The organism is Actinocrinis sp., from assembly GCF_035653575.1.
Lineage (GTDB): Bacteria > Actinomycetota > Actinomycetes > Streptomycetales > Catenulisporaceae > Actinocrinis.
In genome coordinates this window covers 1-24,335 of sequence record NZ_DASRBQ010000057.1, presented here as the reverse complement: position 1 = coordinate 24,335, position 24,335 = coordinate 1, and the positions used below count along the sequence as shown (strand labels likewise).

Here is a 24,335-nt window from a genome sequence, read left to right as displayed (position 1 = left end):
TGGGGTGATAGCCGGAGGCGCCGGCCGCGGCAGGCCGGCGCGCTGGCTGCCTTCGCTACCGGGACTGGCTGAAGCTCGCTGAAGCGATCAGCGTGTCGTGTCCTTCACTCGACGCCTGAGGTAGCGCCGCGGCGCGGACGGCCAGGCCGGCGGTGCGGGTCAGCAACATGGCAACCGCCATGAAGATCAGACCATCGGTGATGGCCGCGGCGGTGACCTGGTGGCTCTGGCACCACTGCGCCAGCTGGGTCGGGAACCAGTGCGCTGACCCGTAGGAGAAGGCGGCGCGGGCACCGATGACGACGGTCCAGAGAAGCGCGTAGCCCCAGGTGGCGTGCGTCACCGACCTGCCGGTCCGCGGACTGCGGTACACGCGGGTCAGGGCCAGCGCGAGCAGCCCGCCGAGCAAACCGGCCGCTGCCCCGGCGATTTCGACCGCGAGCCCGGTTCCGTGGGTGACCAGCGGGTCGATGAACAGGGGGACGACCGACGCGGCGACGAGGGCCGGGCGCAGAAGGCGCATCGCGCCGATCGTGCGGTGCGCGCCGAGGTCGCTGTGCAGGGTCGCGGCCAGGACGGCGCCGTTGATGATCTCGGCCTGGGTGAGTTCTGAGAACATGGCTTGCTCCTCGGGATGCGGTCTGGTGTTGACGCATCCACGCTCGCCGGTGGCGGCGATCGGCGGATCGGCCTGCGGTTTGGCCTTCGGCATGACCTGCCCGCGCCGGTTGGTACCAGGCGGTACTACGTCCGGCACGCGAATCTCATACCGCGTCATACCGGGACTCCACCTTCGGGCCGACGTGCCCGTACCGCCCGGAAACCTAGCGTCGCTGTAGTCGGCCAACCGGCCGTCCCGCCGCTGGGCGGATGCGAAAACGAAGGGAGCGCGCCGTGTCCGCGCTGGAGATCCTCGCCGTGATCGGCATCATCGGGTTCGTCATCTTCCGGCAGATCCAGGGCGAGCCGTTGCGCGGCAAGCGCACGGTCGTGCTGCCGGCGGTCCTCACCGCGATCGGCTTCAGTGACTTGCGTGGCAGCGGCGGGCATCTGCAGCCGGCCGATGTGACCTGCCTCGTGATCGGGGCGATCGGGGCGGCCGTGATCGGTGCGGGCTTCGGGGTGGTGATGCGGCTCGAATCGCGCAACGGTTACCTGTGGGCGCAGCTGCCGGTGCGCGGCTTGTGGCTGTGGGGCGCACTGCTCGCCTGGCGGGTCGCGGCGATGGCACTGGCCGGCGCCATGCACGCACACGTGGCCGCCTCATCGTCCACACTGCTGCTCAGCCTTGGCGTCAACCGGTTGTCGCAGGCTGCTGTGATCATGCTACGTGCGCTCGCGATAGGCGTGCCCTTCGCGCCCGAGAAGGACGGCAGCTCGTTCATGGCCTCGACGTTCGATCGCGACCGTAATCGCAGCGTGCTGCGTGGCGAGGTACCGTCGGCGAGCGCCGCGTTTAGGCACGTCCGCTCGACCTGGCAGGGCGAGGGCGAGCGCAACGACTGGTCCGCCGCCGACTCGCCGCAGTCCGCACCCGAGGACGCTCGCTACCAGCCGTGGCAGCGGTCCTGACCCAGGTGAATCGGCTGAGCGGGGATACTGAGCTCATGTTGAGAGCCGCCGCGTGGCTGGCCCGCACGATTGGGCTGGCGATAGTGGGTGTGCTGACCTTCCATAGCCCGCCCTCCCAGTCCGGCGCGCTGACGACCCAGACCGTCGCCTACGCGCTGGTGTGCATCGCCGCGGCAGTCTGGGCGCTCGTCGAGCTTTACCCCGCGGCGGCCGCTCGGCTCGGCGGCAGGGCCCTGACCGCGGCCGTCGGTCTGATGGCGGCGGCCGCGACGCTGGGCGCGTCCGCTGGGGGCGCCGGCGACAGCGTGATCGCTTTCGCCGCCGTGGCCCTGCTTACCGCGGGCAGCGAGCTCAGCCTCACCGCGGCGCTGGCGATCGGCGCGCTCGCGCTGCTGACCTTGGAGGTCGGCGGGATCCTGTTCAACGACGGCATCGGCTCACTGCTCGGCTACCCGCTGCTGATCGTGGTCGGGCTGCTGTTCGGACGCAACCGCGCCGCTTACCGCATCCGGGCCGAACAATCCGCGATGCTGTTGGCCCAGCACGAGCAACTGCGCGCCGAGCAGCGGCGTGCGGACGTGCTGGACGAGCGTGCTCGCATCGCCCGTGAGATCCACGACGTGCTCGCCCACTCGCTAGGCGCGTTGAGCATCCAGATCCAAGCCGCGCGCGCCCTGCTCACCGACCAGCACGACGTCGATCACGCGCTTGAAACGTTGGCCACCGCGCAACGCATGGCCTCGGACGGTCTGGCGGAAACCCGCCGTGCGGTACACGCCCTGCGCACCGACACGCTGCCGCTACCCGAGGAGCTGTCCCGCGCCGCAGAAGCGCACGGCGCGCAGTACCGCGTTCCCACTCACTTCACCGCGGCGGGCACGCCGAGCGCGCTGCCACCCGACGCGACTGTCGCGCTGCTGCGTACCGCACAGGAGGCGCTGATAAACGCCGCCAAACACGCCCCTGGCGAAGCCGTCGAGATGCACCTGGACTACTCGGATCAGCACGTACGACTGACAGTCGGGAACGAGTTGGCCCGCGGCGCGCCGACGGCTGCCGATGCGCGTGCGCCGCAGACCATTGACGGCGGCTATGGTCTGACCGGCATGCGCGAACGGCTCCGGCTCCTGCGCGGCTCCCTGGAAGCGGGGCCGCAGAAGAAGCGCTGGGTCGTGACCGCAAACCTGCCGCTCGACACCGCCCAACCCCGGAAAGCAGCCCGATGACCGGCCCTGGACCGCGCGGCTCGCGCTCATGACCGCAACTCCCGGCGCACCGCTGCGCATCGTCATCGCCGACGACCAGGCCAGTGTCCGGGAGGGCCTTGTCCTCCTGCTCGGCGCGTTACCGGACATCGAGGTCGTCGCGTCCGCCGCGGATGGGCAGCAGGCGCTCGACCAGGTCGCCGAGCACAAGCCTGACGCGATCCTGCTCGATCTGCACATGCCGGTGCTCGACGGCATCGAGACCACCCGCCGGCTCACCAGCGAGCACCCTGATGTCGCAGTCGTCGTGCTAACGACCTATCTCGACGACACCTCGGTACTCGACGCCCTACGTGCGGGAGCGCGCAGCTACCTGACCAAGGACGCCGACCGAACGGAGATCGCGCACGCACTGCGCGCGGCGGCAGGTGGCCTGGCCGTCTTCGACCCTCGCGCCCACGCTGCTCTCATGGCCGCCACCGCGCCGCCGCCCGCCACGTCGTCCGATGCGGGAAACCGGCCCGGCCCCGGCCAACCGTCGCCCGAGGGCAAAGCGCTCCCCGACGCACTGACCCAGCGCGAGGCGGAAATCCTGGCCCTGATCGCGCAGGGGCTGACCAATCCCGAGATCGCCGCCCGGCTGTTCTTGAGCAACCACACCGTCAAGACGCACATCAACCGGATCTTCGCCAAGACCGGCTCGCGTGACCGCGCCGCCGCCATCGGCTACGCGCACCGGCACCGCCTCGGATAGCGCCCGCATTGCCGCGCCGCTGCGTCGCCAGTCCGTGAGGGGGCACTCGCAGTTCGACCCAGGTCACCAACGACCGGAGGTATGAACTGATGCCACCGCCGACGCCGCCCACGCCTGACCAGCTCATACCCGAGCCACCGCCCGCACCCGAGCCACCGCCTGCACCCGGCTCCGAGGAGGGCGGCGGCGCTGCGGACGGGCCGCCCGTTCTGCTGATCACCGGGGTATCCGGCAGCGGCAAGACGACCGTCGGCTCTCTGCTCGCGGGGCGCCTCGGCTGGACATACGCGGAAGCGGACGCCTTCCACCCGGAGCACAACATCGCCAAGATGGCGGCCGGTCACCCGCTCGACGACGCCGACCGCGAGCCGTGGCTCGAGGCGATCGGAGCGTGGATCGACGAAACGACCCGCGCGGGCCGGCCCGCGGTCGTCACCTGCTCGGCGCTCAAGCGCGCCTACCGCGACAAGCTGCGCAAAGGGCGTCCGAACGTGCGCCTGATCTACCTGGACGCCGACCCGCAGACCGTCGGCGGGCGCCTGGCCACGCGTTCAGGCCACTTCTTTCCCGCGCAGCTGCTCGCTTCCCAGTTTCGCGACTTGCAGCGTCCCGACCCCGACGAGCACGCGCTCTTGGTCGACGTGACCGCGACTCCCGAAGACATCGTTGAACGCCTCATCGAAGGGCTGAGCGCATGAATCCCCTGCTTTCCGCGGCCCCGGCGGCCGCGACCAGCGCGTGGACGAGTTCCGACACTCGGCTGGTGCTGTGCGCCTTGGGCGGGATAGCCCTGGTCGTGCTGCTGACCGCCGTGGCCAAGGTGCACCCGTTCCTCGCCCTGATCGCCGGCACGCTGCTGGTGGCCTTCAGCGCCGGGGTGCCGGTCTCCAAGATCCTGCCGACCTTCGAGACCGGCGTCGGCGGCGTGCTCGGCGGGGTCGGCGTCATCGTGGCACTCGGCGCGATGCTCGGGCGGCTGCTGGTGGACTCGAACGGAGCGCAGCGGCTCGTCAACGCCCTGGTCGGCCACACCGGACCGCGCTGGGTGCCGTGGTCGATGGCGCTCGCCGCGATGATCATCGGCATTCCGATGTTCTTCGAGGTCGGCCTGGTGCTGCTGGTCCCGATCGTGTACCTGGTCTGGCGGCGCACCGGCGGCTCGATCCTGCGCGTCGGCATCCCGGCGCTCGCGGGCCTGTCCATCCTGCACGGCCTGATCCCGCCGCACCCCGGGCCGCTGATCGCGATCTCCGCGCTGCACGCCGACCTGGGCACGACGCTGCTGCTCGGTGTCATCGTCGCGATCCCCACCGCGATCCTGGCCGGGCCGGTGTTCGGCGGTTTCATCTCCCGCCGGATCGTCCCCGATCCGCCGGCTCGGCTCGCCGAGCAGTACGCGGCGGGCGCGCCGAAGCCGGCGGCCCGGCCTGCCGGGCTGACCTCGACAGGTCCCGGCACCACCGGCCAGACGTCCGCGGCCGCGGGCGCGACCGCCACGACGCGGACAGCGGCGGCGACCGCCACGACGGACGAGCCTGCCGGGGCGACTGCGGTCGGGCAGCGCGACGCCACCACCGGCATCACCGGCATCACCGGCGCCGACACTGACATCGCCGACGCCGACACCCTCGCCGGTCCGTCCGTCGCGACGACCCTCGCGGTCATCCTGCTGCCGGTCCTCATCATGCTCGCGCGCACGGTCGTGGACCTGACGGCGCCCGCGAAGAGCGAGGCGATCAAGGTCGCGGACTTCGTCGGCGACCCGATCATCGCCATGGCCATCGCGGTGGCGGTCGCCCTGCTGGTGTTCCGGCTCGGCCGCGCTCGCTCGGGGGTCTCGCTGAGCGAGTCGCTCGCGCCGATCGCCGGAATCCTGCTGATCATCGGCGCGGGCGGCGGGTTCAAGCAGATGCTCGTGCAGACCGGGATCGCCGACTCGATCGGCAAGGCGGCACACGGCTCACACCTCTCCCTGCTGCTGCTCGCCTGGCTGGTCGCCGTCGCGATCCGGCTGGCCACCGGCTCGGCGACCGTGGCCACCGTCACCGCGGCCGGCATCATCGCGCCGATCGCCGCCGGCTCCCCGCACGTGAGCGCGCCGCTGCTGGCGCTCGCCATCGGCTCCGGCTCGCTGTTCTTCTCGCACGTGAACGACGCGGGATTCTGGCTGGTCAAGGAGTTCTTCGGGATGGACGTCAAGCAGACCCTGGCGTCCTGGTCGGTGATGGAGACGATCCTGTCGAGCGTGTCCATCGTCGTGATCCTGGCGCTGGGCACCGCCGTGCATTGACGCCGCGTCGCGCCGAGCGGCAGGTGGCCGCTGTGGCATACGGTCGCCTTGACCCAGTGCTGTTGGAGGCGCAGATGACGGTCAATCGGCTCGGCCTGGTGGTGCACGGCGGGCGGCCGGAGGCGGCCGACGCCGCTCGCCTTGTGCATGCGTGGTGCGCGCAGCACGAGGTGACGTGCACGGATATCGACGTGTGGCACGAGCGCGCACGGCGCAACGCCCGCGAGGAGGTCGAGGCCGCGGGCGATCCGGACCTGATCGTGACCCTCGGCGGCGACGGCACCTTCCTGCGCGGCGCACGGCTGGCAGCGGCCAACGACGCGCTGGTCCTGGGCGTCGACGTGGGCCGGGTCGGCTTCCTCACCGAGGTCCCCGTCTCTGCGGTACGCAGCGCACTGGACGCGGTACGCGAGGACCGGCTGCGTATCGACAGCCGGATGCTGCTGACGGTGCGTGCCTCCCGCCGACTCGAGGTGCCGCAGGACATGGAAGCGTGGGCGAAGTACGGCCGCGGACCGCTGCTGCCGCCACCCAAAGTCCGGTCCGACTGCGAGATAGACGTCGACGACGGCTGGGGCATCCCGCTGGATGTCACCGCGCTCAACGACGTGGTCCTGGAGAAGCTGGCCCGCGACCGCCAGGTCTCGGTCGGGGTCTACGTTTCCGGCCGCTTGCTCGCCTCCTACTCGGCCGATGCGCTGCTGGTCGCCACGCCCACGGGCTCGACGGCCTACAGCTTCGCCGCCGGCGGACCCGTTGTCTCGCCGCGCGCGGAGGCGCTGGTTTTCACACCGGTCGCCCCGCACATGGCGTTCAACCGGTCGGTCGTCACCGCGCCCGACGAACCGATCGGACTGCGCGTGCTCGAACGCTCCGGAAGCGCCGCCGTCAGCATCGACGGCCAGCTGCGCGGAGTGCTCAACCCCGGCGACTGGATCGGGGTGTACGCCGCCCAGCGCCGGCTGCGCGCGGTACGGCTTTCACCGATGGACTTCTACGGCCGGCTGCGCGAGCGAATGAACCTGACCGACGCCCCGGCCGCGGTCGCCGACGGATCGCCCGCGCCGCTGTGGTCCGTGACCAAGCCGCCGCCCAGTGACCTCGCCCACCTCTCGGTGCTCACCGCCCCAGACACCGCCGATTCAGACGCTGCGTCCCCGAATGCCGCCAGCCCGTTCTCGCCTCTGCTGTGATCCGGCGCGCGACGCACCGGACAGCACGGCGGCCGCCCACCCGCTCGCACGGGCCGATCGAATTCAGGCGCGCTGGCGTTCGGCGCACTGCCGGACGAGTTCTTCGACCGCGCTGGGCAGGGTGGTCTCGAAGTCGATCAGCTTCGCCCAGGTCGGGGTCACCACGACCCGGACCATGCCGTCGTAGAGCGAGCGCACCTCGGCCTCCCACTCGACGCGCTGCTCGGGCGTCATCTGGTAAGTGCCGTTCATCTGCAGGTACTCCTCCGGGATGCCGTCGACGACGTCCAGTTCGACGCGGCCGCGGATGAGCAGGATCTTGGGCGGGTGCACCTCGGTGTCGATGGTCAGGGCGACCATCGGGTTCGCCCGCAGAGCCGGCAACTTGGGGGCGTTCTTCGTGGTGCACATGACGATCTGTGAGCCGTTCCAGGTGAACGCGATCGGCACGGTGCGCGGCGTGCCGTCCTTGGCCACGTAGGCCAGCCGCGTCACGTCGCGGGCCAGCAGTTCCCGGCTGATGGGCCGGTTGAGGATCTCGGCGATCTCGTGCGCTTGCATCGCTGTGCCTCCAGGGTCGTAGTCGCCATTCAACCCTGGGACGGAGCCGGGCGCGCGTTCTCGACATCCCCAGCGGCGGCTCGCGGCCCCCACCCTGCGCCCGACGAATGGCGCACGCTGGAGGCGGCGGCAGGGGCTGTGATGGGTCGAGGAGGCAGGGGCAGCTATAGAACGCTTCCTGAGTTTGGACGATGCAATGTAGCTGAAAGGGATATGTCCGGGCGTCAGACCGTGGCGCGGCGGATGGTGACGTGGCCGCCGGCCAGCAGGACGACCGCGAGCGCCGCGATGACGCCAGTCAGGCCCAAGGCGGTCAGGCCGGCGAAGGATCCGCCGGCAGCGGACCAGAGGTGCCAGTGCTCGAAGGAGACGGCGACGACCGCGGCGACCACGACGAGCGTCTGCGCCGCCACGAACGCCAGCGTGCCGAGCAGACCCCACCGGCTGTACACGATCCCGTACCACATTCCGTATACGAACACTGCGAACAGGATCACCGTCGCCGTCAGCCAGGCGGCGTACCACGAACCGCTGAGCAGGTATGGCACGCGGAAGAAGCGCATGGACAGTCCCCAGCCGTCGGTGGCCCGCTCGAGCGCTTGCAGGGCCGCCAGCATCAGGCCCAACACCAGCGCCAGCGCCATCCCGAGCAGCGCCGTGCCGCGGTAAAAGGACCCGCGGCTGCACCCGAGCGTGAGGGCGAACGGCAGCGACCGGCCGATGGTCTGCATACCCAGCACACCGAAGTACACGAAGAAGCTGGAGAGGAATCCGGCCGCGTCATGGCCCGGGCTGCGGCCCGCGGTCACGGCGCCCACGGCGAAGCAGAACGGCAGAACCCACGGCAGCACGAGATAGTTGGCCGGCCGCACCAGGTCGTAGCGAGCCACCTTGACCCACGTATTCACGCCCTCGTCCTTTCGGTCATGACGCTGGTTTCCGGGGTAGGGGCGATAGCGCCGGCGGCCGCCTGCACCATGATCTGCTGCAAGGACAGCGGGGTCAGGTCTACTCCGGCCGACCGGGCCCGCTCACGTTCGTCCGCTGACAGCGGCCCGACCACGACGACGGACGCTTGGGAGCCGAGCTTCCGCCGTTCCCACACCTCCCGGCCCTGCGCGAGCGCGTCCACGGCGAGGCAGGGACCGCTTATCCGGGTGGCGACACCGCGCAAAGCGTCGGCCGCCGCGTCCAAGACCACCCGGCCCTTGTCGATGACGATGACGCTCTCGAACAGCGCGGCGGCCTCGTCGATGAGATGCGTGGAGAACAGCACCGTGCGGGGGAACTGCGCGAAGTCCGCGAGGAGCCGGTCGTAGAACAGTTGCCGCGCCACGGCGTCCAGGCCGGCGTAAGGCTCGTCGAAGAGCGTCACCTCGGCGCGCGCGGCCAGTCCGATCGTGATCCCGAGCGCCGAACGCTGCCCTCGGGAAAGCTTCTTGACCGCCTTGTCCGTCCGCACCCCGAAGTCCTCCAGCAGCAAGGAGGCCAGCGTGCCGTCCCAGTTCGGGTAGAACCAGGACGCCGCGCGCAGCGCCTGGCCGACCTTGATCTCCGGGTAGATCTGGTCCTCGCGGACGAACGCCAGGCGGCGCAGCACCTCCTCGTTCTCGGCCGGCGGCCCGCCGAGCACCCGCACCGATCCGGACGACGGGAACTCGTGGCCGGCCAGGATCCGCAGCAGCGTGGTCTTGCCGGCGCCGTTGCGGCCGAGCAGGCCGGTGATGGTGCCGCTGCCGATCGCGAGGCTCACGTCGTCAAGGGCGGTGTGGTCGCGGTACCTGCGGGTCAGGCCGGTGACCGAGATCGCCGGCGTCATCGCGAGACGCCTTCCCGCTCGTCGCCGGTCTTCTTGATCAGGGCGAACAACTCTTCGCTGTCGATTCCGAGGCGGACCGCCTCGGTCAGCAGCGGCGCGATGTACCGCTGCGTGAATTCCGCCCGGCGCCGGGCCAGCAGCCGCTGTCGCGCGCCGGCCGCGACGAACATCCCGATGCCCCGCCGCTTCTCCAACAGCCCGTCGTCGGCCAGCATGTTGATGCCCTTAGCCGCGGTCGCCGGGTTGATCCGGTAGAACGCGGCCAGCTCGTTGGTGGACGGCGCCCGTTCGCCCTCGGCCAAGCCGCCGTCCGCGATTTCCCCCGCGAGTCTGTCGGCGACCTGGACGAACAGCGGGGCTCCCTCGTCCAGACCTGCCATTTCCGGCATCGTCACCCCTCGCTTCGTCGCTTAGTTACTAGAGTAATGTACCACTGAACCGAGCACTGGTCACGCGTTCGACGGGCGCCATGGAACTGTCTACAAGCATTTCGGCTACCGAACTAAATCCGGTAGCATGGAGACGGGAGACGGAAAGTGCACGTAGGGCCGGGTGCCGCCCATGTCCGAAGAGGTGTCGCAAGTGTCCATCGACTCTCTCGAAGCGGCGCCTTCCAGCACCACGAGCCGGCGCGCACTGTCAGCTCTCCTGTTTTCCGAGCGTGCGCGGCCGGAATGGATCAGGGCTCGTCCGAACGGCTGGTGGCTGGCGATCGCAGCGGTCTGTCTCGGTGCGTTCATGGGACAGCTGGACGCGTCGATCGCGACGCTCACCTATCCGGCGCTGCAGGCGCAGTTCCACACCGACCTGGCGGATGTGGAGTGGGTCTCCCTGTCCTATCTGCTGACGCTGGTGGCGCTGCTCGTGCCGGTCGGCCGGCTCTCGGATGCTCGTGGCCGCAAGCTGATGTACCTGTACGGGTTCGTGCTGTTCACGGCCGCGTCGGCGGCGTGCGGGCTGGCGCCGAGCCTGCTGGCGCTGGTGCTCTTTCGTGCGGTGCAGGCGGTGGGCGCGGCGTTGCTGCAGGCCAACAGCGTGGCCTTGGTGACCACCAGTGCGCCGCGCGGACGGCTGCGCGCGGCGCTCGGCGTGCAGGCAGGAGCTCAGGCGCTCGGCTTGGCCCTCGGACCGACGCTCGGCGGAGTCATCGTGACCGGGTGGGGCTGGCGGTGGGTGTTCTTCGTCAACGTGCCGGTCGGGATCGCGGCACTTGTCGCGGGACACTATCTGCTGCCGCGCACCCGCACCCAGGCCTCCACCGATCACTTCGACTGGCCGGGTCTGCTGTGGCTCGCCACCGCCACCACGACGCTGCTGCTGGGGATCTCGGGAGCCTCCGGCCTGCACCTGCCCTGGCCGATCGTGCTGGCCCTGTTCGCCTTCGCCGCCGCCGCGACCGTGGCGCTGGCGCGCCGCCTGGCGCGGGCCGTCAGTCCGCTGATCGACCCCGCGCTGCTGCGCTCCCGGCGGATCGCCGCCGGCCTGGTCGGAGCACTTGGCGGTTACCTGGTGCTCTTCGGGCCGCTGGTGCTCGTGCCGGTCGCGTTGACCCGCAGCGGAACCAGCCTGAGCGCGGCGGGCCTCATCCTCACGGCGCTTCCCGCCGGTTTCGCGGCGGCGGCGCTGCTGGCCGAGCGGGTGCTGCCGCCCGCGTGGAGCGACCGGCGCCGCGCGCTGGCGGGCTCGGCGGTGGCGGCCGGGGCGCTGGTGGGCATGATGCTGGTGCCGCTCACGGCCGCAGGGCTCGCCCCGCTGCTGGCGGCGCTCGGGCTCGGCCTGGGCGTCTTCACCCCCGCGAACAACGCGCTGGTGATGGCGGCGGTCCCGGCACGCGCAGCCGGCACCGCGGGAGGGCTGGTCAACATGACCCGGGCACTGGGCACCGCCCTCGGCGTCGCGCTGGTGACGCTCACGCTGCACATCGCTCCCCGCTCGAATCCGGCGCTCGGCGACCACGTCGCTGCCGCGCTGCTCACCGTCCTGGCCCTCGGCGTGCTCGTCAGCAACCTGATCACCCTCGGCCCCGCGCCGCAACACACCCCAGGTCGGCATACCGAGCTCTAGCGCGCGCCCCGGTTGGTGCACGAGACCGGCGGCGGGCGGCGGTAATCGTGGTGCGTGAGGGTGGGCTATCCCGGCACGATAGTCGGATGTTCAAGCGTTTCCGTCCTGCCGCCGCAGTTGCCGACGCCAGGCCACCCGTAGACGACCCTCCTGCCCCCGCGCCGACGCCTGATTACGCAGCGCTGATCAGCGCGGCACGCCTCGGGCCGGCCGAAAGCGTCGATCGGCTTGGCACGGTGCTGGTGAACCGCGCGCTCGCGGGGGATTCGGACGCGAACTCGCTGCTGGCCGCGATCGCGCAGGAACCGACCCTGGTGCTGCGCCTGGACGGCCTGGCTCGCCGGCGTGAGTACTACGGGTACCTGCCGGCGCGTCACGTCGCATGGGTCGATCAGGCGCGCGCCCGGTTTGACGCTACCGAGGGGCGGCTGGATCCGGTGGTGCTCGCGGTGGTGTCGATGGCGGCGGACGGGCGGGTGCGTAAGCGCGCGGTCGCCGCGATGGGCACGCGGCCGGTGCCGGAGTTGGTGCCGTTTCTGGTGCTGCGTACTGCGGATTGGGCGGAACCGGTGCGCGAGCGCGCATGCGCGGCCCTCGCGCTCGCTCTGCATCGGGACCCGAGTTACGTGACCTTCGCCGGGCCGATGGCGGCGCGGCTGGCTGGTCGCTCGCGCGCGGATTTCGCGCTATCACAGGTGAACGCAGTGCTGCCGCGTCTGACGGATGAACAGTTCACGCGGCTGCTTACCGGACCACAGCCGCTGCTTCGCCGTTTGGTCGCTGCGCAGGCCGGTGCTCGGCTGCGACTGCCGGACCTGGTGCGCCTCGTGCTGGCCGAGTCCGACCCACGAACGCGGGACGTATTGGCCGAGGCGGCCGCGCGCGAGGCGGTGTGGAGCGGTCGGCATGAGTTCCTGCACCGGCTTGCCGAGGCGCGCAGCGCTGATGTGCGGGCGATCGCCCTGGCGGGGCTGCTGCGCGCGGGGCTGGCAGATCAGGCCGGGCAGCATTTGGCGGACAGGAACGCGATGGTGCGGGCGACGGCTCGCTTCGCGGCTCGCAAGGCCAAGCTCGATGTGCTCGAACGCTACCGAGCCCTGGTGCGGCGTGAGCGCGTGGAGCCGGGAGCGGTGCTCGGACTGGCCGAGGCGACCGTGAACGGCACCTCCAGCGGCAGCGTGGCACGCGAATTGATCGAGCCGCATCTCGCCGACGGCGTACCGCAGGTGCGTGCAGCGGCGGTGACCGCATTGCGCGTGCTCGGTGCTCCGGATTCAGACTTGATCACACCGCTGCTGGCCGACCCGGCGCCGGTGGTGGTGTGCGCTGCGGTCGCGGCGGCAGGTGCGCGGGTAGATCCATCGTGGCTGCTGGAGTTGCTGATGGATCGTGAGCGGGCGGCCGGTGCGCGCCGTGCGATGTATCGGCTGTGCCGCCAGCGGCACCCGGCGGTGAAGCTGGCGGCCGCGCTGGTGGCCGTGACGGCAGAGGACCCAAAGCTGGCCGGGTGGGCCGCTGGCGATCTGCGGGTGATGGCGAGCCTCTCGCGTCGCCATTCGTCGACGCTACGCACCGATCTCGCCGCGCAGGACCTCGTGCCTGATCTCAGCGCCCGCATTGCGCAGGTGCGACCCCTGCTGCCGCCAGAGGTCCACGACGCGCTCAGGTCCGCATGTTCGCCGGCTACTGCGGAATCGAGTGATGTACCAGGCCACTGACGATCTGGAGCACTTGCTGAGTGGTCCAGGCGTCGGCGCTGGGGTGCTCGAGATTCTGGTGGCCGGTGTCGCTGAGGTATGACTGCAGCGCGGACGGCAGTTGCGTGCCCTGCACGACGTGCGCGGGTCCGTCGAGCAGGGTCTGCTCGTGCAGGTTCTGGTCGATGAAGAACACGTCGTCGCTGTGATCGAGGTCGTACGTGAGCGTCTCACCGGTGCGCCAGTTCTTCGCGGGCGGGTTGCTCTCGGGCACCTTCTGGCTCCACACGCCGAAGTTCTTCCACAGCGCGGCCAGGTTGTCCGGGGCGCCGGTGAGCGTAGCCCAGTCGGCGGGCGGCGGTGCGAAGAGCTGGCGGTAGGCGGCCAGCTGCGCTGGGGTGTCGCGTTGCGGATCGATGGTGACGCTCAGGAACTCCACCTGGTCGCCAAGCCCTGCCTTCTCTACGGCACGGGCGGCCTGTACGAGGTTCGCGGTGTCGAGCGGGCAGGTCTCCTGGCACAGCGTCATGACGTCGCTGACCACGATCACCTTGCCCTTGAACGCGGACAGCGGCTCCGCGCGGCCGGACGGATCGAGCAGTGGCAGGTTCACGATGTTCGGCGGCAGCGCGATGTTCATGTCATCGTTGCCGTTGCCACTGTCATTGGTGGAGACGCCGCCCTGGATCGATGCGGCGCCACTCGACGTGTCCGTGGCGCCCGAGGCGCAGGCCGCCAGCGCTAGGCCGGCCGTCATGAACACGGCCAGGGACATCCACTGCCTGAATCCGCGCTCGCGCCGGTGCCCATACCTGTGGCGTGAACGGATCGGTTCAGGGCTGCGCATAACGTTGATCTTCCTCGCGGCTGACCGGCAGAGTTCCGGCTCGACCCGATCCACGCTACCCATGGCTCCATGCGGACAGGACACCGGGCCACGGATCCTCCCGATCCCGCCGATCCTGCCGGGTCAGCCTGGAGGCGGAGACCCGCGTGCGATTCACCGGCGACCGCAGTAGCACGGGGCGTCCACCGATGGCACCTGGGGATGAGCTGAGAACGGTCACGCCGGGTGACGCGACGGCTCGGGCGCCGGCCGTACGGTCTGCGAGATGGCGAATTCGCCATCTGTCTTGTGCCCAGGGCCTGTGCCCAAGGCGGATGTGCCCAGGGCCGAGACAAACGGGTACCCACGAGGGAGCTGTTCGCAATGACGAATGCTGCGACGCATCGGGCACCGGGCGCCGAGCGCGCGGTCCAGCCCGCCGTCCGCGCCGAGGGTCTGGTGAAGGTATATGGCGCGGGGCCGACCGCCGTGCGCGCGCTCGACGGGGTGGACGTCGTCTTCGAGGCGCGCGCGTTCACCGCGATCATGGGGCCGTCGGGTTCGGGCAAGTCGACGCTGATGCACTGCCTGGCCGGGCTGGACACCGCGACGTCCGGCTCGGTGCAGATCGGGGACGTGGACATCACCGGCCTTAACGACCGCGCGCTGACCGTGCTGCGGCGCGAGCGGATCGGTTTCGTGTTCCAGTCCTTCAACCTGCTGCCGACGCTCACCGCGGCCCAGAACATCCGGCTGCCGCTGGAGCTGGCCGGAAGGTCGCCGGACCCGCAGTGGTGGGACCTGGTGATCGGCGCGCTCGGCATCGCCGACCGGCTCGGGCACCGGCCCAGCGAGCTGTCCGGCGGGCAGCAGCAGCGCGTCGCCTGCGCCCGCGCGCTGATCGGACGGCCGCAGGTGGTCTTCGCGGACGAGCCGACCGGGAACCTGGACCGGCGCACCGGGCTCGAGGTGCTGTCCTTCCTGCGCAACTCGGTGCGCGAGCTGGACCAGACCGTGGTCATGGTCACGCACGACCCGGTGGCGGCCAGCAGCGCCGACCGGGTGGTCTTCCTCGCCGACGGCCGGGTGACCGGCGAGCTGCTCGACCCGACGCCGCAGGGCGTGCTGGACATCCTCAAGTCGTTCGGAGCGTGACGGCATGCTGCGAACCACCTTGGCCGGGCTGTACGCGCACAAGTTGCGGCTACTCGCCTCCAGCCTGGCGATCGTGCTCAGCGTCGGATTCGTGGCCGGTACGCTGATCTTCACCGACACGGCCACCGCGGGGTTCTGGCACGAGTTCGCCGCCCAGGCGGCGCACGTGGACGCCTCCGTCGAATCCCCCGCGGCCGCGGGCAACCCCAAGCGCGAGACCGCGCCGCCGCCGCTGCCCGACTCGATGCTCGCGAGCGTCCGGCAGGTGCCCGGCGTCGCCTCCGCCGAGGGCCGCATGGTCGGCCCGGCCGCCCTCTACGACAAGGCGGGCAAGCTCATCGCGAACGGCGACCAGACCGGCGTCGCCATCGACGTTCCCGCCGACCCGCGATTCCAGTACTTCTCGCTCACCTCCGGCCACCTGCCGGCCGACGCCACGGATGCCCTGCTCGACTCCAATACCGCGCAGACCTCGCACTTCGCGGTCGGCGACAGCCTCACCGTGCTGGATTCCACCGGCGCGCGGCACACGCTGCGGCTGGTCGGCCTCGCGGACCTCGGCGTCGCAAAGAACCTGGACGACGAGTCAGTGCTCGCGCTGACCGCCGCCGGGATGCACGCACTGGGCATCCACGGCTACGACCGGATCGACGCGGCCGCGACGCCCGGGACGAGCCAGGCCGCCTTGGCCTCACGCCTCTCCGCGGCCGTCGCCGGCGCCCTTCCGGCCGGCGGCGCCGTCGTCACCGGGTCGAAGCTCGCCCACGACCTGGCCGACAACGTCACCCAGCAGGTGGACCTGATCCTCACCGGCATCCTGGTCTTCGCGATCGTCGCGCTGTTCGTCGCCGCGATCGTCATCCTCAATACCTTCAACATCCTGATTACCCAGCGGCTGCGCCAACTCGCGCTGCTGCGCTGCGTCGGCGCGACAACCCGTCAGGTCTTCGCCAGCGTCCTGCTCGAGTCGATCCTCATCGGGGTCGCGGCGTCAGCGGTCGGGGTGCTTGTCGGCTTGGGGATCACAGCGGCGCTCTCCGCGTTGTTCAGCGGGATCGGGGCCGCTCTGCCCGCGGGAGCGGGCATCGTTCTCTTGCCGCGCACCGTGCTGATCGCGATCGGCCTGGGCACCGCGGTCACCGTCGCCGCCGCGGTGTGGCCGGCCTGGCGGGCGACCCGCGTCGCGCCCCTGGCTGCCCTGCGCGCCCCTGACCTGGCTCCGGCTGTGCAGCGCGCTCGCCGCGTCGTACCGGGCGTGATCGCCGCGGCGTTGTGCGCGGCCGGCGTCGGCCTCGCCGTGCTGGGCCTGCCCAAGGGACGCAACGGTCTGCTGATCGAGGCCGTCGGGGGAGCGGTGTTCTTCATCGGCGTGCTCGTCGCCAGCCCGCTGCTGGTCGGCCCGCTCGCCCGGCTGCTCGGCTGGCTGCCCGGCAAGCTCGCCGGAATGCCCACGCGCCTCGCCACCGCGAACGCGTACCGCAACCCCGGACGCAGCGCCGCCACGATGATCGCACTGACCGTCGGCGTAGGCCTGATCACGCTGTTCTCAGTCGTCACCTCCACGGCGCGCAGCTTCGCGTTCAGCCAGGTCGACGAGCACTACCCGATCGACTACCTGATTTCTCCGCTGCACAACGGCACGGCGGAGAGCGCGCGGCCGGTGCTGCCCAACGATCTGGCCGGGGCGCTGCGCGCGCAACCGCAGCTCTCGATCGTCGCGCCCACCTGGGAGGACCAGGCCACGCTCAGCGGGAAAGCCAATACGTCGATCGGGGCGTTCGACCCCGCCGCCTACACGGGCACGGCCAAGCCGCCGGTCACCTCCGGTTCGGTCGACACGCTGGCGAACGGAACCGGCGGGATCGCACTGCGTGACACCGTCGCCAAGGCTCTGCACGTCCAGGTCGGCGACGCGGTCACCCTCGACGCGCCGCACCGAAGCGAGCACCTGCGCGTGGTGGCCATCTCGGCGAGCTCGTTCCTGGGCGACCAGGCGCTCATCTCCGCCCGGGACTTCGCGGACGGCTTCCAGCCGGCCGGTCCGTCCTCGATCCTGATCAAGGCGGCGCCCTCGGCCACACCCGTGGCCTCGCGTGCCGCCGTGGACCAGGTGCTGGCGCGCTACCCGCTGGCGAGCGTGCAGAGCGCGGCGGATTACAAGAGCCAGATCACGTCGGCGATCAACGCGCTGCTCGCGGTGTTCGGCGGCCTGCTCGCCATCGCGATCCTCATCGCGCTGTTCGGCATCGCCAACACCCTGTCGTTGTCCGTCATCGAGCGGACCCGAGAGTCCGGCCTGCTGCGCGCGCTCGGCCTGACCCGTGGTCAGATGCGCCGCATGCTCTCGATGGAGGCGCTCCTGATCGGGCTGATGGGCGGGCTGCTCGGTGTGGCCATCGGGGTCGGCTTCGGCTCGGCCGTCTCGGAAACCCTGATCCGCGGCGGCGGCGGTGGGTCGCCGATCAGCTATCCGGTCAAGATGATCGCCGGATACGTACTGCTCGCTGGATTGGCCGGCATCGCGGCGGGGGTGCTCCCGGCCCGCCGAGCGGCGCGTATCTCAGTGATCGAAGCAATCGCGGAGACCTGAGCCACGCGGCCTCCTCTCCGCACCGACGAAGTTCTGCTGGGGCACTGTTGTTGACCGGCCCGGGCCACGACGGCTCGGCGCCGGTCGCAGTGTGCTGGTGATGTGAAGGCGGTTCACGAACTCGCAGGGGCGAAGGGCGCGCCGTGCCCCGGGACAATCAGTGAGGGGCGCAGCGCGAGGACCTTGTCCCGGTTGGCGCGCAGCAGCCCCAGATCCTGTGCGAGCGGATCGTCCTGCGGCCCGTCGGCGCTCCACCACAGGTGAGTGAGCACGACGAGGCCGGCGTCAGTCTCGGCGAGCGTAGAAATGTCCTGCGCGGTATGTCCAGGTGTCGCCATCAGCCGAACCGCGGGGCTCACCTGGAAGCCGTCGGCGTCCCTGTCCTCCCAGCGGTCGTCCTGGTAGATCGCCCAGAAGTCGTGGAAGCGGGCGTTGGGGAACAGGGCCGCGTTGAGCGTGTGGTCGGGATGATGGTGGCTGAAGACCACGTCGGTGACCTCGCCAACCTGCACACCGAGTTTCGCCAACGGGTCCAGGATCGCGTCGCGGCTGGCCACCATGCCGGGGTCGACCACGATGGCGGCCTCCCCGTCGCGAATCAAGGTCACCGTGCTCGCGACCCGGTCGCCGACGTATCCCGCGGTCAGAACATCAAGTTGCGCCATCACCGCGTCAGACTCTCACAGCCTAAGACGGCACGCATCTACCGGCCTTGATGCCCCGGGCTCGATGATGTCGGCCATCGCCTGAGTACCCTGTGTTCTCATGCCGACCGCCTCCCTCCTGCTCGACCGCCTCCACGCCGCGGGACTGAGCGACGTCACGGCAGTTGAGCCGGTCGACGGCGGAATGGCGGCGCTCGCGGGCATCGCCACCCAACGCGGCGGCCCGGCATTGTTCGTCAAGTCGTTCGTCGACGTCCCGGCGGACGACCTGTTCGCGGCCGAGGCGGAAGGACTCAACGTCCTGAGGGAACGCGGCTCGCTGCTCACGCCCCAGGTCGTGCTCGCGACTCGCGAGGTGCTGGTGCTCTCCGTCTTGCAGCCGCGCCCGACGCAGGAAGCGTTCTGGGAGCAGCTCGCCCATGCGCTCGCGCGGCTGCACACCTCCACCGCGCACGACAGGTTCGGCTGGTCACGCGACAACTGGCTCGGTCGTTACCGGCAGCACAACACGTGGAGCGCCGACGGATACGAATTCTTCGCCGAGCACCGCCTGCTGCGCTGGCTACCGGAGCGACGCGTCCAGTCAGCACTAGACCGGCAGGACCGGCGAGCCCTGGAACGGTTCTGCGAGCGACTTCCCGACCTGCTGCCGCCCCGGCCTGCCTGCCTAACCCACGGCGACCTGTGGGCGCACAACGTCCTGGCGACCGAGGATGGTCGGCCCGCGGTGATCGACCCGGCGGTCTCCTACATGTGGCCGGAGGTCGACCTGGCGCACCTCTGGTGCTCCCCGCACCCACCGGAGGCCAAGCGATTCTTCGACGTCTACGCGCAACTGACCGGCTTGGACGACGACTGGCGAGCCCGCATGCCGCTGATCCAGCTGCGCCAGCACCTCGCGGTGATCGCCCAGTTCGACTACGACTGGGGCGCGGCGCAGCAGGTCCGCGACACGCTCAAGCCATTCCGCAGATAGCGCGAGAGCCCAGCGACCCGGTCACACGGAGGTGGTCGACTCGCGCGGCACCAGGCGGCAGGGGAGCGATTCGACCCCGGCGCGCAGGTCGCCGCTCAGGGCGGCGGAGAGGCGCTCGGCGGCGACCCGGCCGAGGATTTCGAGGTTCATGTCGATGCTGGACAGCGGCGGGCGCGAACTGGTCGTGAAGATCTCCCAGTTGTCGAAGCCGATGACGGCGATGTCTCCGGGGACCTCGAGGCCGGCGGCGTGCAGGGTGTCGATGACGCCGCGGGCGATCTGGTCGGAGCCGGCGAACACCGCGTCGATCTCGCGGGTCTGGGACAGCAGCATCTTGGTCGCGTTGCGGCCCCACGCCTCGGACCATGAGCCGAAGTACACCCGGCCGCCGGCCAGTTCGAGGCCTTGCTCGGCCAGTTCGGCGAGCGCGCCCGCGGCGCGGTCCTGGGCCGCGCCGTACGTCGGGTCGCCGGTGATGTGGGCGATCGAGCGGCGTCCGACCTCGATGAGGTGCTGGATCGCCAGCCTGGCGCCGGAGACGTTGTCGCTCACCAGCGACAGGTCGGCCGGGTCCTCCGAGGGCGCGTAGGCGTAGACGACCGGCACGGGCAGGTCGCGGCCCACCGACGGGCGCGGGTCCGGGCGGGCGCCGACCACGATCAGCCCGTCGACGCGGCGCGAGAGCAGCGTCTGCAGGTGGTGCGCCTCGCGGATCGAGTCGCCGCGCGCGTCGCACAGCAGCACGCTGGTGCGGCCGGCGCCGAACGCGTCCTCCGCGCCCATGAGGATCGGGATCGACAACCGGCCTTCGAGATCGGAGGTGAGCAGGCCGACTATTCCTGTCCGCAGCGCCCGCAGACCTTGGGCCAGCGCGTTCGGGGAGTAGGAGAGACGCTCCGCGGCTTCCAGCACGACGGCCCGTGTCGCGGGGGAGACGTGCGCTCGGCCGTTCAGCGCTTTCGAGGCGGTCGCGATCGACACCCCGGCCAGCCGGGCGACGTCTTCCAGCGTGGCCGTGCGGCCGTTCGAGCGCTGCGCGTCGTGCCTCGCCACCGGCCCTCCCGTCGTCGTCGCGGTGGTGTCGTAAGAACGATACCTCGTAAGACTCTTGACCAGGGGCATCTCCGTGATTACGTTGTGGAAAACCTTTTCGGAGTCGCCTTCCCACGAAAGCGGCGGCCTGCGAGGCGCGAATCCTCTGTGTCCTGGCTGTTCTTGGGCCGATCATCGCGAACTGCGCTACTTGCCAGGCAGCGAGCACGAAAGCGAAACCGAAAACACTTAGCCCGCGAGGGCGCGGGCATGAGGCCAAGGAGTGCCGCCCATGATCACCAAACGCTCCAGAAGTCAGCGCCGCCGACACTCGCTCGTCGCCCTGGTCGCGGTCGCGGCGGTCAGCCTGGCGGCGTGCAGCAGCGGCAGCGGCGGCAAGGGCCAAACCGTCGCCCAAGGCGGAATAAACGGCACCGATGACGGCGCGTCGCTGACCCTATGGACGCGAGCACCACTTGAGCTCCAGGCCAATCTGCTGGTCAAGGCATACAACGCGGCGCACAAGAACCAGGTCAAGCTGACCATCGTGCCGAACGACGACTACGTCTCCAAGGTCGGCGCGGCGGCCGGCAGCGGCGGCCTGCCCGACCTGTTCGCCTCCGACATCGTCTACGCGCCCAACTGGGTGCGGGCCGGGCTGTGGCAGGACCTGACCAGCCAGATCAGCAAGCTGCCGTTCGCCGGACAGATCAACAAGGGCCACCTCGACGCCGGCACGTATCAGGGCAAGCAGTACGTGCTGCCGTTCGTGCTCGACCTCTCCGTGATGATGTGGAACAAGACGCTGTACAAGGAGGCCGGCCTCGACCCGGACAAGGGACCGACCACCCTCGCCGACTTCGTCAAGCAGGCCAAGGCGATCCAGGCGCAGCACAAGCCGGGCGTCTACGGCACCTACTTCGGCGGCAACTGCGGCGGCTGCGACGTGTTCACCTGGTTCCCGATGATCTGGGCGTCCGGCCAGGAGGTCTTGAGCTCGGACGGCACCCGGTCGCTGCTCGACAGCGCCGCCGCCAAGCAGGTCTACTCCGCGTGGAAAGACCTGTGGAGCGCGGGGGCCGTCGATCCCGCCAGCAAGGACGAGACCGGCGCGACCTGGGTCGGGCCCTTCCAGCAGGGCAAGATCGGCGTTATGCCGTACCCGGCCTCGCTGCTGCCCACGGTGAACAAGACCGTTGACGCGGGCGTCGCGGCGATCCCGGGCGTCGACGGCGGCGCCTCCACCTTCGTGGGCGGCGACGGCATCGGCGTATCGAAGGACTCGAAGCACGAGGCGCAGGCGTGGAACTTCCTGGCCTGGCTGATGTCCGCCGACGCGCAGGTCAACGTGCTGGCCGCCAATGACAGCATCGTCTCGCGCGGCGACCTGGCCAACAACCAGTACGCCGTGAAGGACCCCCGCGTCGTGGCCATCAACAAGGTCGCCGCCTCGCCGGACAGCAAGACCCCGATCGCGGTCGACTTCCAGCAGGCCTTCAACGCTCCGGGCAGCCCCTGGGTCACGCTGCTGCGCGACCAAGTGTTCAACGGCAAGGACAACCTGTCGCAGGACAACAGCGCCATCAACAGCGTCCTCAGCCAGTGACACAGCCAGTGACACCCCGCCGCCGGCTCGGCCTCAGCGGCCGGCGCCGCCTGACCGGCTGGGCGTATGCCACCCCGACCGCGGCTTTCGTCTTCGTGTTCTTCGTCCTTCCGCTGTTGCTGGTCACGCAGATGTCGGTCTCCGACTGGGGCCTGTTCAACGGCGACCAGGGAATCAACGCTCCGCACAACTTCTCCGCCGCCGTCGGCCAACGGCTGTTCTGGCCGGCGGTCCGCTTCACCGTCGAGTACACCGTGGTCACCACGGTGATCCTCATCGGCTGCGCGCTCGGGCTGGCGTTGCTGGTCCAGGAGTCGACGCGGTGGACCGGTTTCCTGCGCACAGCCATCCTGGTTCCCAGCGCCCTGGGCCTCGCGTCGGCGTCGCTGCTGTTCTACGCCCTGTACTCGCCGGACAGCGGCCCGCTTGGACGGGTGATGCGAGATCTCGGAATCACCAGCGGGCCGGTGTCCTTCCTCGGCACCCCCGGCCACGCGCTGTGGTCTACGGTCGCGCTGATTGTCTGGCGCTACGCGGGCTTCTACATGCTGCTGCTCCTGGTCGCGCTGCAAGGTATCTCAGCCGACGTATACGAAGCCGCCGAAATCGACGGCGCCGGACGCTGGAAGCGGTTCGGCCACATCACCCTGCCGCTGATCCGTCCCACCCTCGCCCTGTGCACGATCCTGTGCGTCACCGGCTCGCTGCTCGCGTTCGACCAGTTCTACATCCTGACCAAGGGCGGCCCGGACAACAGCACCCTGACGATCGTGCAGCTCATCTACAACGCCGCCTTCCAGGGCCGCAACGACCTCGGCCTGGCCGCGGCGCTGTCGATCATCGTCCTGGTCGCGCTGCTGGTACTGAATATCGGCCAGTTCCGCTGGCTGCGGGGGAGGGAGGACTGACATGGCGGCGACCTACAGCGTCCGTGCGGCGCGCCCACGCTCCAACGGCCTGGGCGCCCTGGCCCTGCGGACCCCCTACTACGTCCTGACCGGCGGTCTGGCGATCATCTTCCTGTTCCCGCTGTTCTGGGCCGGGATCCGCTCAGTCTCGCCGCAGGCCGGCACCGCGCAGAACCACGGCTGGGGGATGGGGAACTACGACACCCTGACCCACTATCAGGCCGGTATCTGGCAGTACGTCCTCAACAGCGTCATCGTCTCCGGGCTGACCGTGCTCTTCACGCTCGCCATCTCGCTGCTCGGCGGCTACGCCTTCGCGCGCTTCACCTTCCCCGGCAAGAACGTGCTGTTCATGCTGACACTGGCGATCCTGATGGTGCCTTACGCCACCTTGCTGATCCCGCTCTACGTGCTGCTCGACCGGATCGGCCTGCAGAACTCGCTCGTCGGCCTGGCCCTGGTCCTGACCATGTTCCAGCTGCCGTTCGCGACGTTCATGATGCGGATCTCCTTCGAGTCCGTGCCGCGCGAACTGGAGGAAGCCGCGCTTGTCGACGGGTGCGGCACCGTCAAGGCGCTGCTGCGCGTGCTCGTTCCCTCGGTGCGCCCGGGCCTGGTGACGGTGGGCCTGTTCGCCTTCCTCGCCGCCTGGAACGACTTCATCACCCCGCTGGTGCTGATCAGCGACTCCGCCAAGCTGCCGCTGCCGGTGGCGATCGCGAACCTGCGCGCCCAGGTGATGGGGGTCATCGACTACGGCGCCACGGAAGCCGGCGTGGTGGTGCTCGCGCTGCCGTGCATCGTCCTGTTCATCCTGCTCCAGCGGCAGTACGTCCGGGGGTTCATGTCCGGCGCGCTCAAGGGCTGATCAATAACACCGACTCCGTGCGCGTGCGCGTGCCAGGCTGCCAACCGACTGATACGCCGCGCCGCTTTCGGCCGCCGCGCAACGCGGGCTCTTATTCGATGAAGGCCGCGTAATCCTCGCGAAACTTCCGCGTCGAGGCGAACGCTCGCAAAAATTTGTTTAACAAGTCACTGTTGACCATCACACCGCGGGGCGCTAATTTCCCCCTCAGCGTTCGCAGACAGCGACGCGGCGGCCGCCGCGTCGTTACCCACCCTTCGAACACTGATTCAGCCGCTGCCACCTGGCGGATCCTCCGTCCGGGGTGGTGCGGCGCACGCGCCAACAGTCGGATTCGGGCCTGGCTGCTGCACCTCGCTCCGTTTTCCCGGATGTTCCTCCGAAGGTTGATGCTTGCACACCATACGGGCCGCGTCCTGGGGCCAAGCGGTGATCCCGCCGTCCCGTCTCGCGTGCCCGCACTCCCGTGCGGCCGGACGCACCCACATGCGCCGCCGCCACCCGAGATAAGGGGATATGCAGGTGACCCACCCACCCACGGCCGCGGCGCGCCG

General features: G+C 70.1%; 22 protein-coding genes. 14 read left to right on the top strand and 8 right to left on the bottom strand.

Annotation, left to right across the window (positions count from 1 at the left end; all coding sequences use genetic code 11):
* Nucleotides 1-55 precede the first annotated feature (55 nt).
* A complete protein-coding gene (locus VFA06_RS08605) occupies nt 56-778 on the bottom strand; it encodes a hypothetical protein (protein WP_324839913.1) in 723 nt (240 codons plus the stop codon).
* Nucleotides 779-894: 116 nt separating this feature from the next.
* On the opposite strand from VFA06_RS08605, the gene VFA06_RS08600 reads away from it, so the two are divergent.
* The 6 genes from VFA06_RS08600 (at nt 895) to VFA06_RS08575 (ending at nt 7,014) form a co-directional block, all read left to right on the top strand.
* Nucleotides 895-1,572 (top strand): hypothetical protein, encoded by a 678-nt coding sequence (locus VFA06_RS08600; RefSeq protein WP_324839912.1) that lies wholly within the window; start codon nt 895-897, stop codon nt 1,570-1,572.
* A 35-nt stretch (nt 1,573-1,607) separates the two neighbouring features.
* On the top strand, nt 1,608-2,798 hold the full coding sequence (locus VFA06_RS08595) for a sensor histidine kinase (RefSeq protein WP_324839911.1): 1,191 nt from the start codon (nt 1,608-1,610) through the stop codon (nt 2,796-2,798).
* Nucleotides 2,799-2,826: 28 nt separating this feature from the next.
* Nucleotides 2,827-3,531 (top strand): response regulator transcription factor, encoded by a 705-nt coding sequence (locus tag VFA06_RS08590; RefSeq protein ID WP_324839910.1) that lies wholly within the window; start codon nt 2,827-2,829, stop codon nt 3,529-3,531.
* Between the two features lie 89 nt (nt 3,532-3,620).
* Nucleotides 3,621-4,229 (top strand): gluconokinase, encoded by a 609-nt coding sequence (locus tag VFA06_RS08585; protein WP_324839909.1) that lies wholly within the window; start codon nt 3,621-3,623, stop codon nt 4,227-4,229.
* Nucleotides 4,226-5,821 (top strand): SLC13 family permease, encoded by a 1,596-nt coding sequence (locus VFA06_RS08580; RefSeq protein WP_324839908.1) that lies wholly within the window; start codon nt 4,226-4,228, stop codon nt 5,819-5,821. The genes VFA06_RS08585 and VFA06_RS08580 overlap by 4 nt, the downstream gene beginning before the upstream one ends.
* Before the next feature lie 74 nt (nt 5,822-5,895).
* The gene (locus tag VFA06_RS08575; protein WP_324839907.1) at nt 5,896-7,014 is read left to right on the top strand and encodes an NAD(+)/NADH kinase; all 1,119 of its coding nucleotides are present in this window, start codon (nt 5,896-5,898) and stop codon (nt 7,012-7,014) included.
* 63 nt (nt 7,015-7,077) lie between these two features.
* Here the strand turns inward: VFA06_RS08575 and VFA06_RS08570 are convergent, their stop codons facing one another.
* The 4 genes from VFA06_RS08570 to VFA06_RS08555 all read right to left on the bottom strand — a co-directional run bounded on the left by VFA06_RS08570 (nt 7,078) and on the right by VFA06_RS08555 (nt 9,774).
* Nucleotides 7,078-7,575, bottom strand: a complete 498-nt coding sequence (locus VFA06_RS08570; RefSeq protein WP_324839906.1) for a pyridoxamine 5'-phosphate oxidase family protein — start codon at nt 7,573-7,575, stop codon at nt 7,078-7,080.
* Nucleotides 7,576-7,799: 224 nt separating this feature from the next.
* A complete protein-coding gene (locus VFA06_RS08565) occupies nt 7,800-8,483 on the bottom strand; it encodes a hypothetical protein (RefSeq protein WP_324839905.1) in 684 nt (227 codons plus the stop codon).
* Nucleotides 8,480-9,394, bottom strand: coding sequence for an ABC transporter ATP-binding protein (locus VFA06_RS08560; RefSeq protein WP_324839904.1), 915 nt, complete (start codon nt 9,392-9,394; stop codon nt 8,480-8,482). Before VFA06_RS08560 ends, VFA06_RS08565 begins: the two co-directional genes overlap by 4 nt.
* Nucleotides 9,391-9,774, bottom strand: a complete 384-nt coding sequence (locus tag VFA06_RS08555) for a GntR family transcriptional regulator (RefSeq protein WP_324839903.1) — start codon at nt 9,772-9,774, stop codon at nt 9,391-9,393. Before VFA06_RS08555 ends, VFA06_RS08560 begins: the two co-directional genes overlap by 4 nt.
* Nucleotides 9,775-9,982: 208 nt before the next feature.
* On the opposite strand from VFA06_RS08555, the gene VFA06_RS08550 reads away from it, so the two are divergent.
* Nucleotides 9,983-11,458 carry an MFS transporter gene (locus tag VFA06_RS08550; protein ID WP_414639853.1) on the top strand — a complete coding sequence of 492 codons (1,476 nt, stop codon included), beginning with the start codon at nt 9,983-9,985 and terminating at the stop codon, nt 11,456-11,458.
* Nucleotides 11,459-11,694: 236 nt separating this feature from the next.
* A complete protein-coding gene (locus VFA06_RS08545; protein ID WP_324839901.1) occupies nt 11,695-13,176 on the top strand; it encodes a hypothetical protein in 1,482 nt (493 codons plus the stop codon).
* Here the strand turns inward: VFA06_RS08545 and VFA06_RS08540 are convergent.
* Complete coding sequence (locus VFA06_RS08540) at nt 13,142-13,930, bottom strand: SCO family protein (protein WP_324839900.1); 789 nt, start codon at nt 13,928-13,930, stop codon at nt 13,142-13,144. The two genes, VFA06_RS08545 and VFA06_RS08540, sit on opposite strands and share 35 nt — an antisense overlap.
* Nucleotides 13,931-14,365: 435 nt before the next feature.
* Between VFA06_RS08540 and VFA06_RS08535 the strand changes: the two genes are divergently transcribed.
* Both VFA06_RS08535 and VFA06_RS08530 read left to right on the top strand, forming a co-directional pair.
* Nucleotides 14,366-15,136, top strand: a complete 771-nt coding sequence (locus tag VFA06_RS08535; RefSeq protein ID WP_324839899.1) for an ABC transporter ATP-binding protein — start codon at nt 14,366-14,368, stop codon at nt 15,134-15,136.
* 4 nt (nt 15,137-15,140) lie between these two features.
* The gene (locus tag VFA06_RS08530; RefSeq protein WP_324839898.1) at nt 15,141-17,726 is read left to right on the top strand and encodes an ABC transporter permease; all 2,586 of its coding nucleotides are present in this window, start codon (nt 15,141-15,143) and stop codon (nt 17,724-17,726) included.
* A 113-nt stretch (nt 17,727-17,839) separates the two neighbouring features.
* Here VFA06_RS08530 and VFA06_RS08525 read toward each other — a convergent pair whose 3' ends face one another.
* Nucleotides 17,840-18,391 carry an MBL fold metallo-hydrolase gene (locus VFA06_RS08525; RefSeq protein WP_324839897.1) on the bottom strand — a complete coding sequence of 184 codons (552 nt, stop codon included), beginning with the start codon at nt 18,389-18,391 and terminating at the stop codon, nt 17,840-17,842.
* 100 nt (nt 18,392-18,491) lie between these two features.
* Between VFA06_RS08525 and VFA06_RS08520 the strand changes: the two genes are divergently transcribed.
* Nucleotides 18,492-19,367 (top strand): fructosamine kinase family protein, encoded by an 876-nt coding sequence (locus VFA06_RS08520; protein WP_324839896.1) that lies wholly within the window; start codon nt 18,492-18,494, stop codon nt 19,365-19,367.
* A gap of 21 nt (nt 19,368-19,388) precedes the next feature.
* Here the strand turns inward: VFA06_RS08520 and VFA06_RS08515 are convergent, their stop codons facing one another.
* Nucleotides 19,389-20,420, bottom strand: a complete 1,032-nt coding sequence (locus VFA06_RS08515; RefSeq protein ID WP_324839895.1) for a LacI family DNA-binding transcriptional regulator — start codon at nt 20,418-20,420, stop codon at nt 19,389-19,391.
* 271 nt (nt 20,421-20,691) lie between these two features.
* Here VFA06_RS08515 and VFA06_RS08510 point away from each other — a divergent pair, with 271 nt between their 5' ends.
* The 3 genes from VFA06_RS08510 to VFA06_RS08500 are packed head-to-tail and all read left to right on the top strand — an operon-like array spanning nt 20,692 to nt 23,781.
* A complete protein-coding gene (locus tag VFA06_RS08510; RefSeq protein ID WP_324839894.1) occupies nt 20,692-22,005 on the top strand; it encodes a sugar ABC transporter substrate-binding protein in 1,314 nt (437 codons plus the stop codon).
* A complete protein-coding gene (locus VFA06_RS08505; RefSeq protein WP_324839893.1) occupies nt 22,002-22,913 on the top strand; it encodes a sugar ABC transporter permease in 912 nt (303 codons plus the stop codon). The genes VFA06_RS08510 and VFA06_RS08505 overlap by 4 nt, the downstream gene beginning before the upstream one ends.
* 1 nt (nt 22,914) lies before the next feature.
* Nucleotides 22,915-23,781, top strand: a complete 867-nt coding sequence (locus VFA06_RS08500; RefSeq protein WP_324839892.1) for a carbohydrate ABC transporter permease — start codon at nt 22,915-22,917, stop codon at nt 23,779-23,781.
* Nucleotides 23,782-24,335: the final 554 nt, after the last annotated feature.